At 39.9% G+C, this 22,277-nt stretch carries 20 protein-coding genes; 17 read left to right on the top strand and 3 right to left on the bottom strand.

Going from position 1 to position 22,277, the window contains the following annotated elements; all coding sequences use genetic code 11:
• Positions 1–25: 25 nt before the first annotated feature.
• The 6 genes from ACULLG_RS04330 (at position 26) to ACULLG_RS04305 (ending at position 5,488) form a co-directional block, all read left to right on the top strand.
• Positions 26–1,132, top strand: a complete 1,107-nt coding sequence (locus tag ACULLG_RS04330) for a helix-turn-helix domain-containing protein (RefSeq protein WP_452125541.1) — start codon at positions 26–28, stop codon at positions 1,130–1,132.
• Between the two features lie 82 nt (positions 1,133–1,214).
• Entirely contained in the window at positions 1,215–1,733 is a 519-nt protein-coding gene (locus ACULLG_RS04325; protein WP_452125540.1) for a hypothetical protein, read from the top strand.
• 6 nt (positions 1,734–1,739) lie between these two features.
• Entirely contained in the window at positions 1,740–3,317 is a 1,578-nt protein-coding gene (locus ACULLG_RS04320) for a hypothetical protein (RefSeq protein ID WP_452125539.1), read from the top strand.
• Positions 3,318–3,391: 74 nt separating this feature from the next.
• Complete coding sequence (locus ACULLG_RS04315; protein ID WP_452125538.1) at positions 3,392–4,150, top strand: SDR family NAD(P)-dependent oxidoreductase; 759 nt, start codon at positions 3,392–3,394, stop codon at positions 4,148–4,150.
• A 103-nt stretch (positions 4,151–4,253) separates the two neighbouring features.
• Complete coding sequence (locus ACULLG_RS04310) at positions 4,254–4,733, top strand: hypothetical protein (RefSeq protein WP_452125537.1); 480 nt, start codon at positions 4,254–4,256, stop codon at positions 4,731–4,733.
• 56 nt (positions 4,734–4,789) lie between these two features.
• Positions 4,790–5,488, top strand: coding sequence for a DUF4386 domain-containing protein (locus ACULLG_RS04305; RefSeq protein WP_452125536.1), 699 nt, complete (start codon positions 4,790–4,792; stop codon positions 5,486–5,488).
• A 3-nt stretch (positions 5,489–5,491) separates the two neighbouring features.
• Here the strand turns inward: ACULLG_RS04305 and ACULLG_RS04300 are convergent, their stop codons facing one another.
• Positions 5,492–6,313 carry a ZIP family metal transporter gene (locus ACULLG_RS04300; RefSeq protein ID WP_452125535.1) on the bottom strand — a complete coding sequence of 274 codons (822 nt, stop codon included), beginning with the start codon at positions 6,311–6,313 and terminating at the stop codon, positions 5,492–5,494.
• Complete coding sequence (locus ACULLG_RS04295) at positions 6,313–6,969, bottom strand: metal-dependent transcriptional regulator (protein ID WP_452125534.1); 657 nt, start codon at positions 6,967–6,969, stop codon at positions 6,313–6,315. Before ACULLG_RS04295 ends, ACULLG_RS04300 begins: the two co-directional genes overlap by 1 nt.
• Positions 6,970–7,150: 181 nt before the next feature.
• Between ACULLG_RS04295 and ACULLG_RS04290 the strand changes: the two genes are divergently transcribed.
• The 5 genes from ACULLG_RS04290 (at position 7,151) to ACULLG_RS04270 (ending at position 13,084) form a co-directional block, all read left to right on the top strand.
• Entirely contained in the window at positions 7,151–9,424 is a 2,274-nt protein-coding gene (locus ACULLG_RS04290) for a TonB-dependent receptor (RefSeq protein WP_452125533.1), read from the top strand.
• Positions 9,425–9,495: 71 nt separating this feature from the next.
• The gene (locus ACULLG_RS04285; protein WP_452125532.1) at positions 9,496–9,972 is read left to right on the top strand and encodes a hypothetical protein; all 477 of its coding nucleotides are present in this window, start codon (positions 9,496–9,498) and stop codon (positions 9,970–9,972) included.
• Positions 9,973–10,225: 253 nt separating this feature from the next.
• Positions 10,226–10,408 carry a SymE family type I addiction module toxin gene (locus tag ACULLG_RS04280; protein ID WP_452125531.1) on the top strand — a complete coding sequence of 61 codons (183 nt, stop codon included), beginning with the start codon at positions 10,226–10,228 and terminating at the stop codon, positions 10,406–10,408.
• Positions 10,409–10,608: 200 nt separating this feature from the next.
• Positions 10,609–11,730, top strand: a complete 1,122-nt coding sequence (gene chrA, locus ACULLG_RS04275) for a chromate efflux transporter (RefSeq protein ID WP_452125530.1) — start codon at positions 10,609–10,611, stop codon at positions 11,728–11,730.
• Positions 11,731–11,941: 211 nt separating this feature from the next.
• The gene (locus ACULLG_RS04270) at positions 11,942–13,084 is read left to right on the top strand and encodes a lycopene cyclase family protein (RefSeq protein WP_452125529.1); all 1,143 of its coding nucleotides are present in this window, start codon (positions 11,942–11,944) and stop codon (positions 13,082–13,084) included.
• On the opposite strand, the gene ACULLG_RS04265 is transcribed toward ACULLG_RS04270, so the two are convergent.
• Positions 13,081–14,064 carry a polyprenyl synthetase family protein gene (locus ACULLG_RS04265; RefSeq protein WP_452125528.1) on the bottom strand — a complete coding sequence of 328 codons (984 nt, stop codon included), beginning with the start codon at positions 14,062–14,064 and terminating at the stop codon, positions 13,081–13,083. The two genes, ACULLG_RS04270 and ACULLG_RS04265, sit on opposite strands and share 4 nt — an antisense overlap.
• Before the next feature lie 168 nt (positions 14,065–14,232).
• Between ACULLG_RS04265 and ACULLG_RS04260 the strand changes: the two genes are divergently transcribed.
• The 6 genes from ACULLG_RS04260 to ACULLG_RS04235 all read left to right on the top strand — a co-directional run bounded on the left by ACULLG_RS04260 (position 14,233) and on the right by ACULLG_RS04235 (position 22,151).
• The gene (locus ACULLG_RS04260) at positions 14,233–14,778 is read left to right on the top strand and encodes an RNA polymerase sigma factor (protein ID WP_452125527.1); all 546 of its coding nucleotides are present in this window, start codon (positions 14,233–14,235) and stop codon (positions 14,776–14,778) included.
• Between the two features lie 4 nt (positions 14,779–14,782).
• Positions 14,783–15,205: a hypothetical protein gene (locus tag ACULLG_RS04255; RefSeq protein WP_452125526.1), complete on the top strand. Its 423-nt coding sequence runs from the start codon at positions 14,783–14,785 to the stop codon at positions 15,203–15,205.
• Positions 15,206–15,418: 213 nt separating this feature from the next.
• Positions 15,419–16,024: a TetR/AcrR family transcriptional regulator gene (locus tag ACULLG_RS04250; RefSeq protein WP_452125524.1), complete on the top strand. Its 606-nt coding sequence runs from the start codon at positions 15,419–15,421 to the stop codon at positions 16,022–16,024.
• Positions 16,025–17,356 (top strand): TolC family protein, encoded by a 1,332-nt coding sequence (locus ACULLG_RS04245; protein WP_452125523.1) that lies wholly within the window; start codon positions 16,025–16,027, stop codon positions 17,354–17,356.
• Between the two features lie 23 nt (positions 17,357–17,379).
• A complete protein-coding gene (locus ACULLG_RS04240) occupies positions 17,380–18,570 on the top strand; it encodes an efflux RND transporter periplasmic adaptor subunit (RefSeq protein WP_452125522.1) in 1,191 nt (396 codons plus the stop codon).
• Between the two features lie 71 nt (positions 18,571–18,641).
• Positions 18,642–22,151, top strand: coding sequence for an efflux RND transporter permease subunit (locus ACULLG_RS04235; protein WP_452125521.1), 3,510 nt, complete (start codon positions 18,642–18,644; stop codon positions 22,149–22,151).
• Positions 22,152–22,277: the final 126 nt, after the last annotated feature.

Raw genomic sequence — 22,277 nt, 5'->3', positions numbered from 1 at the left:
AAGATCCTTAAAAACAAAATTGCCAATGCAACTCAACATTTCCATCGTTCAGCTTATTACCATTTGTTCGGTTGTCAATGGATTTGTTTTTGCCTTTTTACTCTTGGAAAAAAAAGAAAATCGGTTTGCCAACAGATTTCTTTCACTTACGCTGATATGTATGTGTCTGACCTTTACCCCTTATATGCTGGATCCATCCATTTGGAATAAATATAGATGGTTGGCCTGGATGCCTTTTTCATTTACATATTGGATCGGGCCTGCTTTCTACTTTTATGTTCGAACCCTTACCAATCCAAGTTTTCGATTCACAAAAACGCATCTTTGGCATTTTTCACCTCTAATTCTCAATTACCTTCACAGTATCTATCACACCATTTATTCCGGAAACCATCATCCATATCATTGGTTCCATTTTGTGGCCGAGCTTTTTGAGTCAGCAGCAATTATTTCCATTTTAATTTATATGGTACTCTCCTTTAAATTGGTGAAAAAATATCAGCAACAACTTTTGAACAAGGTTTCCAACATCACCAGAATTGACCTTGAATGGATTAAAAAAACTATAGTGGTTATTGTTGTTTCCTTTGTGTTGATATTCATTTTTCTATGTGTGAGCAGTGGCATTAGCGGGATGGTTTTCTTCCACCAATGGGACGAATATAGGGCAGCTATTTTGCTGCTGTATGCATGTATGTTGTATTGGATAAGTATCCATGGTTATCGACAAGCGCAAACCATCAAAATATCCAAACCGAAGGATTTGGCTGTCAATCTTCCTGATAAAGAATCAAAAGACATTATCGATAAATTGAACAATGCCATGCAAGGCGAGAAACTTTTTAGAAATCCAGAATTAAACCTAACTGGTTTGAGCAAGGCCATTGGAATTTCCGAACGATCTATTTCCGAAGCTTTGAACGGTCATCTCAATAAGAACTTTTATCAATTTGTAAACGAATATCGTATCAAAGATGTTCAAGAAAAGTTGATGGACCCCAATAATTCCCATTTAAAAATCCTCAGCTTGGCGTTCGACGCCGGATTTAACTCCAAAGCCACATTTAACCGTTTATTTAAAGGCTATACCGGTTTGACTCCCAAGGAATTTAAAAACCAAAATTTAGGTTAAAAAACATGTTTTGAGACGTATAATCGGGCAGTGAGACTTTTGCAGATAGACTTCATTCCTACATTCAGGGAAAAATCACATCATGCAAAAAACAATTTTAATTCTCTTGTTCATTACATTTTCATCATCTTCATTTTCACAATCCATAAAGGATTTGGATTTTTTAATTGGCACCTGGAAAGTTGTCGAAACCATTTTACCTGGTACGGAGAAAGCGTATCAAGAAATCGGAACCAGAACCTGTTCGTATTACCTGAACGGAAGTTTTATTAAATGCGAATCCGAAACAGTCATTCAAAAAAATGGAAGGAAAAGGTATTATTCCTATATAATCAACTACGATAAAAAGGAAAATTGCTTTAGGGCTACCAACTTTGCCAATGATTTTCCGCTGCACGGGCAATTCAAATGGTTTTTGGACAAGGAAAACAAGCGCATTATTGCCATCACTCCCAAAAATGTAATCGAAGATCGCTTTTTTAGGGCAACCATCTCCTACGCAAATAAGGACAAACTGGTATGGAACGGATGGGCCAGCGTTTTCAAAAAAGACAAGGATTGGAAACAGATTTTTAATGATGTAGCCACCAGGGTAAAATAATTCAAAATGGAAAGGACAAAACTGCTTTGGATTCTTCTATTCTCTTTTGGTGCATGCCAACAACCCTCTAAAAATAAAAATCAAGAAGCGTTCACAGATTTTCTGGACTACGGCGAACACCCAGTTGGTTTTAGGACCCTTTTTGTATCCGATCTCTCCCGAGCAAACGTCCCTTATGCTGATTGGGGTGGAAAACTCTATCCGCAAAAAGAGGAATCTACCGGAAGAAATTTGCCCTTGCATATTTGGTATCCTTCGGAAGAAAACTCGATGGAACGTTTATCCTATGATCACTTTGCAAAATTGAACACTGTTGAGACCGAAAATCAACTCCTAAAACAAAATGATTCTTTCTACAAACAAGTTTTTTCGTATCAGGTTCGTGAACTTGGAGGAGATAAGGGTTTTGGCCCTGCTCAAATGGACACGCTTTTGGGCCTAAATACAAATGCTTCGTTAAATCCAACAGCACTTCAACAAAAATTTCCTTTGGTCATATTTCCGAATGGGTCAAGTCCGACCTTTCAAAGCATCCTCTGTGAATTACTTGCAAGTCATGGTTACATCGTTGCTGGTGGATCGTTGAAAGGTCAATTTTCCCATCCTGTTGATGCCTCGGTTAGAGGCTTGGAAGTTGCTGTGGATGATTTGGAATTTTCCCTTCAAGAATTGCTGAAACTACCCAATGTGGATAAAGACCAAATTGCCTTAATGGGCAATGCCATTGAATCATCTTTCTGTGCCGCTTTGGCTTCCCGCAATGAAAAGATCAAAGCACTTATCAGTTTGGAAGGTGGGTTTTTAAGTCAGTTTGAGCAGGACATCTTAAATGAGACCAGTTTCTATCAACCTCAAAATATGGCCATTCCCATCATGGCGATATATGCACCCCACCCCAATATTTCTCCCCATTACATTTATGATTTAGCCTATAGCGAACGCTATTTTGCTCATTTCCCGGGCATGACCGAGTTTCATGTTTTAAATTTTGGGGTTTTTGAAGATTTCATTCCCAATATCATCGGAAAGCCAAAAGGAGATACCAAAAAAGGATTTAAAGCTACTTCTGATCTGGTATTGGCTTTTTTGGATGCCAAACTGAAAGGAAAATCGGAAAAACTGAATAAATTTTACGGTGGTGGAATACCCAAACAGTTTGAAAAGACCGTGGATACACTTTTTAGATTGGAGGGGTTTAATCCCCCACCCAATATGGCTATACTAAAGAACCTTTTTGTCACTAAAGGCATCTCTGCCATTGACAGTGTTTATCAATCCCATATTTCCGAAGGAAATCCGAAACCATTTGCAAACAGCTTTTATACTGATTTTAAAAACTGGTTGGCCTGGAAAAAAGACCCGGACTATGTAAATCGAATGCGTTTATACAAAATGGCTGTGGAAAGTTACCCCGAATCCGCTTTGAACCATTATCGTCTTGGCTACTATTTGGAAAAGAACAACTTCACCGAAAAATCGCAGTCCCATTATCGGCAGGCAAAAAATCTGTTAGATGAAGACAACACTTTAAGTCCATCTTTAAAAGAAGATCTAAAGGCGGCATTGGTAGAAGCCATGGAGTAGTTCTATTCCTAAATACACACAGAGATTTATCCTGAGGAACTTGTTATATTTATGGGAAACATTGATCTAAAGAAATGGACTTTAGTGATAAAAAAGTACTGATCACCGGAGCTTCTCGTGGAATTGGCAAAGCCACGGCAATTGCATTTGCTGAAAAAGGGGCCCAAATTGGCATTAATTTTCGCAGCAATTTGGCGGAAGCGCAAAAAACTCTAAGTGAATTACCCGGTGAAGGACATCAACTCTTTCAAAAAGATATTGCTCAAAAAGAAAACTGTGAAGCACTCGTAGCAGATTTTGTTGCTACCTATGGTTCCTTGGACATTCTGGTGAACAATGCCGGCATTTCCATTTTCCATGACATTGATCAGGTAGATTTTGACCAGTGGACCCATGCTTGGGAAAACACTTTTAAAACCAACTTGTTCGCGGCAGCCAATATGTGTTATTGTGCGGCACAGGCCATGATGAAATCGGGTGGTGGTCGTATTATAAATGTATCATCCAGGGGAGCGTTTAGAGGAGAGCCGACCAAGCCCGCTTACGGAGCCAGCAAAGCTGCATTAAATGCCATGAGTCAATCCCTTGCTAAAAAATTGGCCCCGCACAACATTTATGTCGGAGTAGTAGCACCCGGTTTTACAGAAACCGAAATGGCCGCTGTTACCCTAACGCCCAAAGAACGTGAAAATTTGTTGCAGGAATCTCCTTTTAAACGGATGGCACAACCCGAAGAAGTAGCCCATGCCATTTTGTTTTTGGCCTCGGAGGGAGCTGAATATTCTTCAGGAACTATCATCGATGTTAATGGCGCTTCGTATTTAAGGAGTTAAATGTTAAAGCATTATTTCGAAGGCGTTCCGACTGAGAAATCCAATCCCTTTATTAAGATTTCCCACTCTCGCATGCTCGGTTCGAAATGACTAATTTCGCACTATGAAATCCGCAACCATTGCCCAACTTAAAAAAGAACTTCAACATCGTTCTCCAGAGGAGCTTTTGAATTTATGTCTGCGTTTGGGTCGATTTAAAAAGGAAAATAAAGAACTCCTCACCTACCTGCTCTTTGAAGCGGACCATGAAGCTGGTTTTATTGAAAGTGTAAAATCTGAAATCGATGAACAATTCCTTGACATTAACGTCAACAGCTTTTTCTATATCAAAAAAAGTATCCGCAAGATTTTGAGGAACATTAAAAAGTACATTCGATACTCGGGAAATAAAGAAACTGAAGTAGAGCTCCTTTTATACTTCTGCCAAAAACTAAAATCGTTTCGACCTTCCATAAAAAACAATATCGCCATGCACAATTTGTATGAAAGGCAATTGATCTACATCCAAAAAAAGATAACAGCACTTCACGAAGATTTACAATATGATTATGGTCAGGCTCTTGAAGATTTAATAGAGCTCTAGGCAACCATCCTCTCTTTGTTTGCGTCTTTTCACTAACAACCTTTATCAATCAAAAAATGGGAGCAAACAATAAAACTGCCCACTTAGCAGGGCTTTTGTACTTTTTAATTGCCGTAACGGGCATATTTAGCCTAATGTATGTGCCCTCACAACTTATAGTTTGGGACAATCCGGCAGAAACTGTTGCGAATATTAAATCCTCCGAATTTCTATTCCGAATGGAAATTTTATGCGAACTACTGTGCTATCTGATTTTTGTTCTTTTGCCTTTGATACTTTATAAATTGTTCAAGGACATCCAAAAGGATTTTGCAACGCTCATGGTAGTTTTAGCCATCGTTAGTGTTCCTATTTCAATGGTAAGTGTGGTACACAAATTTGATGTGCTATCCTTGTTAACTGACGCCGAGTATTTAAATGTGTATGGTCCAAATGAAATCCAGGCAAAAGTAATGCTGGCTTTTAAATCATATTATCGGGGCATTCTGGTGTCCCAAATATTTTGGGGTCTGTGGCTGTTTCCTTTTGGGTATCTCGTTTTTAAATCCGGATTTCTCCCTAAACTTTTAGGCCTCTTTCTAATGATTGGGAGCTGCGGCTATTTTATGGACTTTTTGGGCAGGGTCATTTGTCCCGATTATAACCAACTTTGGATTTCAGATTACATAACCATTCCAGCCAGCATTGGGGAACTGGGTACATGCCTTTGGTTGTTGATCATGGGAATAAAAACACCCATCGCCAAGAAAGAATAGGTTTTAACCTAAGCCCACATCCAACATCATCATAATAATAAATCCACCAATGAAGCCCATTGTGGCAATGTCCGTGTATTTGTCTCGTTGGGTTTCCGGAATCACCTCTTCCACCACCACAAAGATCATAGCGCCAGCTGCAAAAGACAGTGCATAGGGCAAAATAGGCTCAAAAGTAAGTACTGCCCAAGCTCCTAAAACGGCGGCAATGGGTTCTACCATGGCCGAAGCTTGCCCATACATAAAGCTTTTAGTCCTGCTCAATCCTTGTCTACGCAATGGCATGGCAACGGCAAAGCCTTCGGGAAAGTTTTGAAGGCCAATTCCCAAAGCCAACGCAACAGCCCCACCTATGGTGGCACCATCAAAACCGGCGGCCACACCTCCAAAAAGAACTCCGACTGCTAATCCCTCGGGGATGTTGTGCAAAGTGATGGCCAAAGTCAATAATGTTGTTCTATGCCAAGGTGTTTTTACCCCTTCGGCCTCACTTTCCTTAAAGTTGATATGCAGGTGGGGTAAAATTTTGTCCAATCCAAAAATAAAGGCGGCCCCCAACAAAAAACCAACTGCTGCGGGAATCACTTTTACAAAACCTTCACCTTCGCTCATTTCAATCCCTGGCGCCAATAAGCTCCAAAAACTGGCGGCTACCATCACCCCTCCGGTAAAGCCGAGCATGCCATCCAAAACCGCTCGGTTCATTCCCTTAAAGAAAAACACCAAAGCCGCACCAGCGGCGGTCAATCCCCAAGTAAAGAGGGTGGCATAAAAAGCTGCCAAAATTGGGTTTATACTTTCAAAATAATGAATTACTTCTTCCATTAATCATTCAATTTTACGTAAAGATTAGATGCTATTTGATGCGAAATATGAAGTTCTTTTTCGTTCATTTTTATATGCAACGATTGATCAAACTCTTCTTTTTCAAGAACTTCTATAGTGTTTCCCAAAGCGATGTTGTTCTTGTCCAAAAACTTTAAAAAGGTGGACGAAGTATCTTTTACTCCCACACAAACGCCTTTGGTAGATATGGGAACATCGCTCAACAATTGCTTGTCCCGTTCCATAAACTTTCCATCCTTGCTGGGAATGGGATCCCCATGTGGGTCGTATTTGGGAAAGTCAAGAAGTTCGTCAATTTTATCAATGAGTTTTTCACTTTTAATGTGCTCCAGTTGTTCAGCAACTTCATGTACCTCATCCCAGGAAAAATCCAGTTTTTTAACCAAGAATACCTCCCATAACCGATGTTTTCTAATAATGGAAAGCGCAGTTTTTACCCCAATATCGGTTAAAGAAACGCCTTGGTACTTTTTGTAGTGCACCAACCCTTTATCGGCCAATTTCCTTGCCATATCGGTAACGGAAGAAGGTTTGGTTTCCATCTGCTCCGCAATGGCATTGGTGGCCACGGTGGTGGAATTGCTCCCCCCTAAATGAAAAATGGTTTTGATATAATTCTCTTCCGATCGGGTCATAACTTATCTAAATGTCCCCTCGAGCTGTCATCCTGAGCTTGTCGAAGGAGCAAGCGAGAGGTCATTATATTTTTTGGTCCTCGACTGCGCTCGGACCGACCTTATGTTTAATTTTTCCAAAAATACATTTTTATTTGTAAAAACAAATTTTTAGATTTGTCTAAAATTAATTTTACTGTAATTGAAAAATCAACTTAAATATCTCTCTTCATTGTTGTTAGCCCTAACCCTTCATGCTACAGCTTGGGCACAAGAAACTTCAATAAAAGGTAAGGTTACCGAAAATGGTCAACCACTGGCCTATGTCAATGTGCTTTTAAAAGGAACCAAGGTGGGCACAGCCACCAATTTTGATGGCTTTTACAGTTTGACCAACATTGTACCGGGCGAATATGTCTTGACGGCTTCCTCCATAGGATACATTCCATATAGGTCCACAATTGTAGTACGGCAAGGGGAAACAAAAACGGTAAATATTAAAATGGAGGCTTCCGCAGAATCCTTGAACGAAACTGTGGTCACCGGAACCCTGAAACCCGTAAGCAGGTTGGAAAGTCCGGTACCTGTTGAAGTATACAAACCTTCTTTTTTAAAAAAGAACCCGACACCCAGCATTTTTGACGCGCTTCAAAATGTAAATGGTGTACGTCCGCAGATCAATTGTAATGTATGTAATACGGGCGACATCCATATAAATGGACTGGAAGGGCCATATACTTTGGTCTTGATAGATGGCATGCCCATTGTAAGTGGTTTGGGAACTGTGTATGGCCTCTCAGGAATTCCCAATTCCTTAATAGAGCAGATTGAGATTGTAAAAGGTCCGGCATCTACTTTATATGGAAGTGAAGCCGTAGGTGGACTCATAAATATTATCACCAAGCACGCTCCCAACGCTCCCGAGTTTTTTGCCGATGGTTTTGTGACCGGTTGGGGCGAATACAATCTGGATGTTGGAAGTAAAATTGAACTGGGCAAGAAAACTGATTTGCTCCTAGGCGTCAACTATTTTAATTTTGACGAAGTGGTCGATAATAATGGTGACAACTTTACCGACCTTACACTTCAAGATCGGATTTCGGTTTTCCAGAAATGGAATTTTAAACGAAATAATTCCAAGATATTCTCCGTGGCAGGTAGATTCTTTTACGAAGACCGTTGGGGAGGGGACCTCAATTGGACGCCCGAGTTCCGTGGCGGGGATGAAATTTATGGCGAAAGCATTTATACCCGTAGGTGGGAAATATTGAGCAAATACCAACTGCCCATTAAAGAAAAAGTAATGCTTTCCCTTTCGTACAACGATCACAATCAAAATTCGGTGTATGGCGATGTGCCTTATTTGGCCGACCAGCGCATCGGTTTTGGACAATTGACCTGGGATAAATCCCTTGGCAAACACGATTTGCTTTTTGGAAGTTCTGTGAGATACAATTATTATGACGACAACACGCCAGCAACCTCATCCGCAGACAATATTTGGATTCCCAGCGTATTTGTACAGGATGAAATTGCATTGGCTGAAAAACATTCCCTCTTAACCGGACTCCGATACGATTACGACAAAAGACACGGCAATATTTTCACTCCGCGGGCCGCTTACAAATGGAAAATCAGTGACCATGATATTTTTAGAGTGAACGCCGGAACAGGTTTTAGGGTGGTCAACTTATTTACCGAAGAGCATGCAGCGTTGACCGGTGCCAGGGATGTTGTCATTGCCAATGCATTGAAACCGGAGCGTTCCGTCAATGTCAACCTCAACTATCTGAAAAAAATCTATAGTGACAATGGCACTTTTATAGGTATTGATGCCTCCGTTTTTTATACCCATTTTTCCAACATTATTTTACCGGATTACGACACCAATCCCAATCAGATCATCTATGATAATTTGGATGGAAAATCGGTCTCGCAAGGTGTAAGTGCCAACTTGGATTTTGTGTTGCCCAACGGACTTAAGTTTTTGGTGGGGGCTACTTGGCAAGATGTGAGCAAAACCGAAAATGGGGTTACGGAGCAGCAAATCCTCACCGAAAGTTTTACGGGAACCTGGAACGTATCCTATACCTTCCGTTCGTTGGATCTGAGTGTGGACTATACCGGAAACCTATATGGCCCCATGCGATTGCCTGTTTTGGGCGATTTGGACCCAAGATCCCCTGAATCTCCCACTTGGAGCATCCAGAATATTCAGTTTACCTATAAAGGGATCAAAGATTTTGAACTCTACGGAGGTATTAAAAATCTGTTGGACTGGACCCCCAACCGTGGTAACCCCTTTATCATTGCCCGTTCGCATGACCCTTTTGATAGAGACGTACAGTTTGACCCACAAGGAAATGTGGTGGCCACCGTGGACAACCCCTATGCCCTTACTTTTGATCCCAGTTATGTGTATGGCCCCAACCAAGGGATTAGAGGTTTCTTTGGGTTACGGTATACGGTTTTTTAGGACCTAGTTGGTTTTGTTATTTTTGATACACGGTTAAAATCATATCCGCTTATTGTGCTAATTTCAGTCAGATGAATAAACTAACAATCCTATTTTTCTTTGTGTTTCTAACATTAGGTTGCGGAAACAACAATCAGTTGGAAAAACTTAATGGAGTTATAGAGAATTTGAAAAAAGAAAATGATTCTCTTAAAAATATTGTGGAAGAGATTAATGATAAATATGTTTTTGATAGTATAACTATTCGAAATATTCCACATTACGAAAATACCAACAAACTACATTCCGTCTTCAAAACTGAAATTGTCTTTGTTGGTTATAACGGAAATGGAAACACGTCTGTAATAATTAAGGATAGTGTAACCGAAACTAGTGGAGTCAAAACCCTCAAAATGGATACATTGAATTTATTCAAGGGTGGATTTTGGTTAGAAAGAAAATTGGATTCCGAAATAAACTATTTCCAAGGCTGGTTGAAAACTGAAAACAAATATGGAAAATCATACGAAGTTCCATTCGGTACAGCAATTGGAACAACCAAAGATTAGCATCAACGACCCATATAATTCATTTGAAGCTTTTTCAATTTACAGTCCTCCTAAAACATAAAAAGTTCCGGCAGACTTATCCCCAACCCATCCGCAATTTTAGTCAAAGTCAATAATCTTGGATTGGCTTTTCCATTTTTCTATAATTCTTTAACTCAAAGACCCTATTTAACATAATTTATGAGTTGTTGTTCACTATACCGAACAAGTGCTAAAAACTTCATCTTATATTCGTTCCAACGAATATTTGTCATTGAAAAAGCTTCGAAAACTTAAGATCCACTCTAAATTCCGTCGTCGTGCTTGGGATCATACCACCGTTCCCGAAATCCGTTTGGAGGGAAAGTGGCTGGAAGAACTTGGTTTTGAAAAGGGCAAAACGGTCAAGGTCATTCAAGAAAACAAGGTTTTGGTTTTAATTCTTGAGGATTCATGATTTGTCATGTCGACGGAGAGCGGAACGAACGACGAGACATCTCATTCAAAAGAGATTCCTCCTCTTCCGATAGTTATCGGAATCGTTTGGAATGACACCATGCTATTATTTTTAATCTTCAGAAATTTACCCACCCTTCCTTTTACTATTTTTGCCCTTATTCTAAATGAGTTCATCCAACCGAAAAAAGCCAAACCAAAATGTCCCAAAAAAACGAGTTAAAAGAAATCGCCAAACTGTTCTTTAAACTGGGGTGCATTGCTTTTGGAGGTCCCGCAGCACATGTGGGCATGATGGAGGACGAAGTGGTCACCAAAAGAAAATGGATGACCCAAGAACATTTTCTGGATCTTGTAGGGGCCACCAATCTGATTCCGGGACCAAACTCCACCGAAATGACCATGCATTGCGGGCATGAACGTGCTGGTTGGAAAGGGCTTTTTATCGCAGGCATCTGTTTTATCTTCCCTGCAGTTGTGATTACCGCCATTTTTGCTTGGCTCTATCAAGAATACGGACAGTTGCCCAAAGTAGAACCTTTTATTTATGGTATTAAACCTGCCGTGATCGCCATTATTGTAATGGCCGCTTTCCGACTTGGAAAAAAGGCCATAAAAACCAACGAGCTTGCCATCTTGGGAATCATTGCTTTAGCAGCTTGTTTACTAGGCGTGAATGAAATTGCAGCGCTTTTTGGCACTGGTTTGATAGGTTTGAGTCTCTATTTTGCTAAAAAGAGTTTGGGCAGCGCAAAGAGCTTTGCTCCCTTTTTGTTTTTCTCGATAGATGGAATTGCGAAAATAGGATCCTTTAAAATCTTTCTGACATTCTTAAAAGTAGGGGCCATATTATATGGAAGTGGCTATGTATTGTTCGCTTTTTTGGATGCAGAATTGGTGGCCAACGGATGGTTGACCAGACAGGCTTTGATTGATGCGGTGGCGGTCGGGCAAATAACCCCGGGCCCCGTATTATCAACAGCCACCTTTATTGGATGGCAAATGAATGGCATTTCGGGTGCGCTGATGGCAACCCTCGGCATTTTTATACCCTCCTTTCTTTTCGTACTGATCCTAAATCCATTGATTCCCAAAATGCGGAAATCAAAAATCTTTGGAGCCCTTTTAGATGCAGTGAATGTTGCCGCCGTTGCACTGATCATTGCGGTTTGTATAGAGATGGGAAAAGACACCTTAACCGATTGGAGAACCATCGTTATTGCTGCAATCAGTTTCATTGTTGTTTTTGTCTTTAAAAAACTTAACAGTGCTTTTATTGTTTTGGGCGGGGCAGTTTTGGGATATTTGTTAAGCTTGATTTAACTGCAGTTTGGCGTAAAATCTAAAATCTTATATTGTTTTATCAAAAGTTAATCAACCGTGTCAGGTCGAGCGCAGTCGAGACCTCTCAACAATGGAGACTTTAAAAACTTCTCGACTGCGCTCGAAGTGACAATTGTATTAATTCTTAATCCCACACAACAAACCACTGATTTTCTACATCCCACTATTTTCCATTCCGTATTTTTGATTTATGTCACACTTTGACTACATAATAATTGGAGCCGGAGCCGCGGGCATGCAATTGGCCGATGCCCTTACTAGTGATGATTTTTTTGCATCAAAATCCATATTGATCATTGATAGGAACAATAAGATTTCTAATGATCGTACCTGGTGTTTTTGGGAAAGAGGTGAGGGAAAATTTGACCATTTGATCCATAAAAGTTGGTCCAGCATCCACTTTGCCGGGAAAGGATTTGAAAAATCCACCTCAATTGTCCCCTATCAGTACAACATGTTGAAAGGCATCGATTTTTATAATCATTATTTGGAGAAAATCAAAAAACATCCCAATGTCACCTGGGTAAAAGATCGTGTAACCCTGGTTGAAGAAATTGACCAGAAAATTTTGGTGACGGCACAAAATGGTTTTTTTACAGGAGATACTGTTTTTAATAGCTGGCTGAACCATCAAAATGTATTGTCCCAAAAAAAATACCCTTTGCTACAGCAGCACTTTCTGGGATGGTTTGTAAAAACGGAAAAACCGGTTTTCAATACTGATGAAGCCACTTTCATGGATTTTGCCATTCCACAGAAAGGAAATACCAGGTTTATGTATGTGCTCCCATTTTCTGAAACAGAAGCGCTTTTGGAGTATACCTTATTCTCGGAAAATACCTTGGAAAAATCGGAATACGAAGAAGGGATACAGGATTACCTTGACTTAAACCTTCCCCAGACTAATTTTGAAATTACCCATACAGAACAAGGCAATATTCCGATGACCTGTTATGGGTTCCATAAACATAACTCTGACCGGCTAATCCATATTGGTATCGCAGGCGGATGGGCCAAACCAAGTACCGGTTTTACTTTTTATAATACCAGTAAAAAAGTTTCAGCCTTGGTTGAGCACTTAAAAAAGGATAAGCCTTTGTCCAAGTTTTATAAAAGAGATAAGTTTTGGTATTACGATTTACTGCTTCTTGATATCCTACACCGCAAAAACCATTTGGGCAGTTCAATTTTTGAATCTATGTTCAAAAAAAGAAAACCACAATTGATTCTTAAATTCTTGGATGAGGAGACTTCCCTTTGGGAAGACCTGCAAATTATAAATGCTTGTCCAAAAACCCCTTTTATCAAAGCCCTATTCCGTAGACTTTTCTAAACCGTCCGATTCATCAAATTTTGACCAAACTCTTTTAACACCGTCTTTTTCACTTCTGGCAAATCAATAGTAGATAAAGCATCAAAAGCCTTTTGCGTGTAGTCATGTATTTCGGCCTTCGCTGCTTCCACCGCCCCACTTTCAGTAAAAATTGATTTTACCGTTGCTATTTTGGTTTCGGAATCTTCCGGTTTTATGGAATATAAGTGAAGGAGGTTCTCCCTTTCGCTTTGCTTGGTAAACTCCAGTGCTTTTAGATACAAAAAGGTTTTCTTGTTTTCAATAATATCGCCTCCCACCTGTTTGCCAAATGTTTCTGGGTCACCAAAGGCATCTAAATAATCATCTTGTAATTGAAAGGCTATGCCCAGGTTTTTCCCAAATTCATACATCGCCTCTGTATCCTCCCCGGAAGCTTCAGCAATTATGGCTCCCATTTTCATTGCTGTTGCCACCAAGACGGCGGTCTTATATTCTATCATTTTGAGATATTCCGGAATGGTAACATCGTCACGGGATTCAAAATCAACGTCATATTGCTGTCCTTCACATACCTCAATAGCAGTCTTGCTAAAAAGAGCGGTAAGCTTTTTGAATACATCCGAAGGATAGCTCTCCAAATATTGATAGGAATTGATCAACATGGCATCTCCCGAAAGAATCCCGGTATTCACATCCCATTTTTCGTGAACCGTAATCTTTCCTCTTCGCAAAGGAGCATCGTCCATAATATCGTCATGTACCAATGAAAAGTTATGGAACACCTCAATGGCAAGAGCGGCATCAAGAGCTTTGGAAACATCGCCACCAAACAAATCCGTAGTCATCAAAGTGAGAACAGGACGCAGACGCTTACCTCCCAAACTGAATATATAAGTTATAGGTTCGTATAGGTTTTTGGGTTCTTTTGTTGAAGTCTTTGCTTCTAAATACGAAATGAATCTGCTTCGATACTCCGCAATGGCATTTGAATTGGTCATATGTCAAAAATAAGGTCAATAAATGAAACCTCGATAAGAGTTTATCGCACTTTTATCGGGTTTAAAAACCAAAATCAGCACGATCCAAAAAAAAATTGTTCAAAAAACGCAATAGATTTGAAAAGCTTCGTCTTTATTATTGAAGACGGCAAATAGTCTTTTTTAGCGGTGACGAACAAAGAGAATTATAATAATCTTTCGGCTTTTTTCAATGACGAATATCATTCGCTCAAGGCTTATGTGCAGTCTAAGGTTGATGATACCACGGAACGTGATGCCGAAGACATTGTTCAAGATGTTGCACTACGGATATTTTCGAGGTCTGAAGATGCGTCACCTATTACCAATATCGCAGGTTTTGTGTACAACTCGGTGAGAAATAAAATCATTGACGTAATGCGCACCAAAAAAGAAAGCGTACACGAAGGTGAGGACATTGATACAAAATGGGCTGAATTTGCAGAACTTTTTTATGGGATTGCCGATAATTCATATTCAGAAGGTTTAATGAATGGTTTGAAAAAGGCAATTCAACAGTTGAAACCTTCATACCAAGATATCATTATCGCAATAGATTTTGAAGGCTATTCGTACCGCGAGATTTCCGAGCAAACAGGAATCTCCCAAGGAACTTTAATGTCTAGACGACACAGGGCATTGTCCCTTTTATCAAAAAATTTAGAAATCGAAAAAAATAAGAATACTAAAAATTAAAAAAATGGAACATAAAAAGCAATACTTCGAAAGGAAAGTGGAAAGGTACGTAACCAAAGGGTTCAAGATATTTTTCATGATTGTTTTTGGCATCCTCTTTATATTTTTAATGGGGTTTGTGTTTATGTGGTTATGGAACTGGTTGATGCCAGACATCTTCGGCTTAACCACATTGACCTATTGGCAATCTTTTGGCTTGCTCCTACTTGCCAAAATTATATTCGGCTTTGGACATGATTCGTCAAAAAGCAGTAGCAAAAAGCACAAAAAACAACGAAAATGGGATCGTTTTTGTGATCCTAAAAATGGAGATGCTGACTGGAGTTACTATGATCAGTATTGGCAGCAAGAAGGTAAAGCGGCATTTAATGCCTATGTAGAACGCATCAAAAATGAAACAGCTAATGGCACCACAGAAGAAAAATAATGTCCTCCAAAGAATTGAAAACTACGGTCGCAGGGCTTTTTTCTGGAATTCAAGGCCAAAAACAACAGTTCAGTCCAATTCTGACAGCAATGTTCGTCAATATAGTATTGATTAGCCTTTGAAAACAGAAAACCAATCTCTCGTTAAAAAAATGTAAAACTTTGGAAACTTTTTTTGTTTTTAAAGTTTCCAAGCCTATTTTTGCTGCCCATTATGAGAGAAAAGATATTACATAAGGCGACAGAAATGTTCTTAAATCTTGGATTTAAGAGTGTGACAATGGACGATTTGGCCAATGAAATGGGGATTTCGAAAAAAACGATCTACTCCCATTATGAGAACAAGACCAAGCTGGTAGAAGAAAGTACCATGGCCTTGTTTTGGTTCATATCGAACGGAATAGATGAAATTATCGCCCTACAAAAAAATCCAATCGAAGAGCTTTATGAGATAAAGAAATTTGTAATGCTGCACTTAAAAGACGAAAAGTCATCACCCCAGTACCAATTGCAAAAGTACTATCCGAAAGTTCATGAAACCTTAAAAAGAAAACAGTACGAAGTAATGCAGGATTGCGTCTTTGACAATGTAAAAAGAGGGATGGCAACAGGGATTTATAGGGACAATCTAAATGTAGATTTTGTCGGAAGAATATATTTTTCTGGAGTGATGAGCATCAAGGACAATGATCTTTTCCCAAAACATATCTTCTCCACCCCTCAATTAATGGATTATTATCTGGAATATCACCTTCGGGGAATTGTAACTCCCAAGGGAAGAAAAATATTAAACTCAATCATCAATTCAAACCAAGAATAAATGCGAACAACCTTCATCAGTTTATTTGTATTATTATCATGGTTCTCACACGCTCAAGACAGTTCAAACAGCTATAGTCTTGACGAGGCCATAGTATATGCATTGGAGCACAATTACAGTGCAATCAACGCCAGTAGGGATATTGTAGATGCCCAAAAACAGAAATGGGAAACCATTGCTTCGGGACTTCCACAAATTTCTGGGGCAATTAATTATCAAAATCAGCTTAAGCAACCGGTATCCCAGATTCCAGCAGAGTTTTTTGGTGGTGAACCAGGCACTTTTCAAGAAGTTGTATTTGGTCAACCGCAATCTGCAACCGCAACCGCAACCTTGGAACAGCAAATATTTGACGGCTCATATATTGTAGGCGTGCAGGCTACCAGAGCTTTTTTGAGCTTTAGTCAGAACAACAAAGAAAAGACAGAATTAGATGTTAGAAAGTCTGTGGTTGAAGCCTATGGCAACGTACTCTTGGCACAAGAGAGCGTGTTGATCGCTGAAAACAATAAAGCCACACTTGAAAAAAATCTTTATGAAACCAAACGCATTTATGAGAATGGCCTTGGTGATGAAGAAAGTGTAGATCAATTGCAGATCACCTTATCATCCATAGAAAATCAGTTGAAGAATGCCAAGCGTTTGGAAAAGATTACACTTCAAATGTTGAACCTGACCATGGGACTTCCCATTGAATCTCCTACGGTATTGACCGAAAATCTTGATGATCTTACCCAAAAACAGATAGACCTGGGTCTTTTGGATTCCGAATTCAAAATGGAAAACAATGTGGACTACAAATTGGCACTTAATTTAAATGAGCAACGCTATTTTGAGCACAAGCTCGCCAAAAGCCGTGCCCTTCCCACTTTAAACGCCTTTGTTAACTACGGAGGAAGTTCTTTTAGTGATAGTTTCAACTTTTTAAGCAGCGGACAGGAATGGTTTGGATCTTCAGTTTTGGGTTTTAATCTTAAAGTCCCCATTTTCAGTTCTTTGGGTAGAAGCGCCAGTACACAACGCGCCAAAATAGCACTCGACAAAGCTAAAACCCAGTTAACGGAAGCTGAGGAACAAATTCGTCTTCAGTTGGAAAGTGCGAAAAGTGATTACATACTTTCTATAGAGGAATATGGAACCTCCAAAGAAAATCTAAGATTAGCCGAGCGTATCGAAAACAAGAATCAGATAAAATATTCCGAAGGATTGGCCACAAGTTTCGAGTTAAGACAAGCTCAAACGCAACTGTATTCAAGTCAACAAGAATACCTACAATCTATGGTCGCTGTAATCAATCGCAAGACCAATTTGGAAACAATACTAAATCAATAATCAAAAAAGAAAATCATATCATCATGAAAAGAATCATATATATAGTGCTCACGGCGGTAGTTTTGTCCTCTTGTGGAGGAGGGAACAACGGTTCTGTGGAAGGTGTTATCGCTGGAAACGATTTGGAGGCAATACGAGCAAAAAGGACCGAAATTTCCGAACAGCAAAAAGCCTTGGAAAAAGATTTACAATCATTGGATTCTGTGATTGCTGCTTTGGACGATAATGCCAAATTACCTTTGGTGACCACCATTGAGGCCAAAACTGAAAAATTCAACCACTATTTGGAGCTTCAAGGTGATGTAATGACAAAACAAAATGTATTGGTTTACCCAGAAATGGGAGGAACTCTTTACAGGGTTTATGTCAAGGAAGGTCAAAAAGTTGCAAAAGGACAAGTATTGGCTTCTATTGATGATGGGGGGTTGTCCAGTCAATTGGCACAATTAAAAACACAATCAGAATTGGCAAAGACCACTTTTGAGCGTCAAAAAAGGCTTTGGGAGCAAAATATTGGTTCTGAAATTCAATACTTACAGGCCAAAACCACTTACGAAGCTCAAGAGAGTGCCGTAAAACAAATGCAAAGCCAGGTGGCCAAATCAACCATAAGAGCTCCTTTCTCTGGTATCATTGATGATGTGATCAAAGATCAAGGAACAGTGGTTAGTCCTGGTCCCGGTTCTGAAGTCTTTAGAATTGTCAACCTTTCCAATATGTATATTGAAGTTGAGGTTCCTGAAAGCCACCTCCCTAATGTAACTCCTGGGAAAAGTGTCCACGTATATTTTCCGGTTCTTGGCGATAGCGTGACAACTAAGGTTAGGCAAACCGGTAATTTTATCAACCCAAGTAACCGTTCCTTTACTGCAGAAATCCCTGTTCCTAGCGAAGGTGGAAAGGTAAAACCAAACCTTACCGCCAAAGTAATGATTAACGATTATACCAATGAAAGTGCCATTCTTATTCCCCAAAGCATTGTTTCTGAAAATGCAGAGGGTGAACAGTACGTGTATTTGGTGGATGCCGATTCCATTTCCTCCGATGCAATCGCTAAAAAGGTGATTATAGAAACCGGTAAAACACAAGGAGATTATGTTGAAGTTTTATCCGGAATCAAGAATGGTGATGGTATCATTGATGAAGGCGCGCGTAGTGTGAAAGAAGGGCAAAAAGTTAGGATAAAGAATGGTGATCAAGGCCATGGAAAATAGCCAACTGGGCTATTCTGTAGTGAAAACTATCAACTAACGTCTATCAACCATAGACCAAAGACTTTTAAAGAATGAGCAAACAAAAGAAAAAAGTAGATAAAGAGTTTGGGTTGGCGTCCTGGGCCATCGACAACAAAACAACCATGTACGTTTTGATTGCGGTGATTCTTTTCCTGGGGGCATCAGCATACTTTAGTATGCCCAGGGAAAACTTCCCTGAAATCAAGGAAACCAAAATTTATATTAGTTCCATTTATCCGGGAAATACCGCTGAGGATATTGAAAAACTCATTACCGACCCTCTCGAAGACGAGTTGAAAACTGTAAGTAATGTAGTTGAAATAACCTCCACCTCCCAGGAAGATTACTCCATGATCATTGTGGAGTTCGATGAGAACATTTCCGTTGAGGCTGCCAAACAAAAGGTAAAGGACGAGGTTGATTCCCAAACTGCCGGAGAAGACTGGCCTACTTTCAATGGAGCCAAGGTTGAACCCAATGTTTTTGACCTTAGTATGTCCGAAGAAATTCCAATTCTAAATATCAATGTGTCCGGAGATTATCCTGTAGATAAACTTAAAGAGTATGGAGAATATCTGGAAGACGAAATAGAAGGGCTGCAAGAAATCAAGCAAGTGGATATTCGTGGGGCACAGGAAAAAGAAGTTGAAGTCGCCGTTGATATTTACAAAATGATGGCAGCTCAAGTAAGCTTCAACGATGTAATCAACGCGATTAATAACGAAAACATGACCACCTCTGCAGGTAATTTGATTACCAGTGGGCAACGAAGGACTATTAGAATTGTTGGTGAAATTGATAAGCCAGAAGACCTCGACAACTTTGTCGTCAAATCAGAAAATGACGACCCTGTTTATCTAAAAGATATTGCCAAGGTTTCCTTTAAAGAAGAGGACAAGACTACCTATGCAAGAGAGTTTGGACATCCTGTGGTAATGTTGGATGTTAAAAAACGAGCTGGCAAAAATATGGTCGCTGCCGCTGAGCAGATTCAGGTCATAGTGGACGATGCAATTGAGAATGTATTTCCTCAAGACCTAACCGTTACCATAGCCAACGACCAATCTTCCAAGACTATTGGACAGGTAGACGATTTGGTAAACAACATCATCTTCGGAATCATCTTGGTGGTTACCGTTTTGATGTTTTTCCTTGGATTCAAAAATGCCCTTTTCGTTGGGTTTGCAATTCCGATGTCCATGTTCATGTCACTTATGATATTGAGCACTTTGGGCTATACCATGAACACCATGATCCTGTTTGGATTGATCATGGGACTTGGAATGCTTGTGGATAACGGCATTGTAGTTGTAGAAAATGTGTATCGCCTTATAGATCAAGAAGGCATGTCCCGTTTGGAAGCCGCTAAAAAAGGAATTGGTGAAATTGCTTTTCCTATTATTATTTCAACCCTTACAACGGTTGCGGCTTTTGTACCACTTGGTCTGTGGCCTGGGGTTATGGGGCAATTTATGATTTATTTCCCCGTGACATTATCCGTTGTATTGGGATCCTCATTGTTTGTGGCCATCTTCTTTAACTCAGTTTTGGTGTCGCGATACATGACTACAGAGGACAAGGATATGCCTTTGAAACAGATTATTAGATTAACCTCTATAGTTGCAGGTATTGGGTTACTGATCATGATTTTTGGTGGAAGCTACCGCGCTTTGGGAACATTGATGGTTGTAACTGCCATTTTGCTTTGGGGATACAGGCTTTTCCTAAGAGGTTGGGCCAATGGCTTCCAGAACAAAGTGTTGCCCAGATGGGAAAAATTCTATGAAAAAATGTTGCGTAAAGCATTGGCGGGCAGAAAACCAATTTTTATTGCCATCGGTACTTTTGTATTGTTGTTCTTGGCCTTTATGGGCTTCGGTGCGTCAGTTGGAAGTCAACGTACCAAAGTGGAATTCTTTCCGGACAATACCCCAAACCAGATTATTGTCTACATCGAATATCCAGAAGGAACTGATATCAAAAAGACCAATGATATTACCAACGAAGTTGAAAAAAGAGTATATGACATCATCAACGAAGATGCTTATCTGCACGGCGATTATAACTTTCTGACAGAAAGTGCGGTTTCCCAAGTTGGTGAGGGAGCGGGTAACCCGCAAACCGATGGTGGTTCGGCCGCAGAAATGCCGCATCGTGGTAAGATTACCGCAACCATGCGCGAGTACAAGTTTAGAGAAGGGTCGGATAGTAATGAGCTATTGAAAAAAGTTCAGGAAGCATTAAAAGATGTCTATCCCGGTGTTGCCATTTCTGTTGAAAAAGATGCCGTTGGGCCACCTGCCGGATACCCAATCAATATTGAGTTGGAAGGAAATGATTATTCCGAACTGATTGCAACCGCGGAAAAAATGCGGAACTACATCAATGCAAAAAATATTCCCGGAATTGATGAACTTAAAATAGATGTGAATAAATCCAAACCTTCCATGCTTGTGGAAGTAGATCGTAAAAAAGCAGGCGAATTAGGAGTATCCACAGGTCAGGTTGGGCAGCAACTTCGGAACTCAATTTTCGGAGCAAAAGCCGGTATTTATAAAGAAGATGGGGAGGATTATGACATCTATGTCCGATTCAATGAAGAGAACCGCTATAACACCAGTGCTATCTTTAACCAAAAAATCACTTTTAAAGATCAAAATTCTGGTCAAACAAAAGAAGTACCTATTTCGGCGGTCGCAAGTCAAGTAAACACCTCTGGTTTTAGTGCGATTAAGCACAGGGACGTAAAGCGGGTGGTAACTGTTTATTCCGCTTTAGCACCAGGATTTACAGATGCGGGAGCCATTGTTACCAAAGTTCAAGCTGAAATGGAAAGCTTCACGGACCTTCCTACTGGCATCAAAATTGATTATACGGGTCAAATTGAAGAACAGAACAAGCAAATGGCCTTCTTAATGGGCGCCTTCTTTACCGGTCTAGGTTTGATTTTCTTCATCTTGATTTTCCAATTCAACTCCGTATCCAAACCGGGAATCATCATGTTGGCCATTTTCTTGAGTTTGATAGGAGTGTTTGGTGGAATTGTGGCGACGGGAAGTGCTTTTGTAATTATGATGACCATGATGGGAATCATTTCATTGGCAGGGATTGTGGTAAACAACGGCGTGGTATTGTTGGATTACACCCAATTGTTGATCGACAGAAAGAAAGTGGAATTGGAATTGGAAGACGATGAGCTGTTGGAATCCAAAGACTTTTTGGAAGCTGTGGTAAAAGGAGGTAAAGCTAGGTTGCGCCCTGTATTGTTAACGGCAATTACAACAATCCTTGGTCTTATTCCTCTAGCTACCGGTTTCAACATCAACTTCTTTACCCTGTTCAGTGAGTTCAACCCTAATATCTACTTTGGTGGTGATAACGTAATTTTCTGGGGGCCTTTGGCCTGGACGGTTATTTATGGATTGTTTGTTGCCACCTTCTTAACATTAATCGTAGTACCAATTCTATTTAGTCTTGTCTATAGAATCAAAGTTCGGATAAGAAGGAACAGAAGAAAAAAGGAAGAAAGCAAAAACGAGGTTTTAGATATGGCGGCCTAAGAAAATAGATTATTTGCAATATTAATGTCATTCTGAACTTGTTTCAGAATCTCAAGAAATTAAATGGGACCCTGAAATAAATTCAGGGTGACGAATCAAAACAAAAAAAGCCCCGACCTTTGGTCG

This window comes from Flagellimonas sp. 2504JD1-5 (assembly GCF_053618295.1).
The sequence above is the reverse complement of the archived record's forward strand: the minus strand, read 5'-3'. Positions and strand labels throughout refer to the sequence as shown.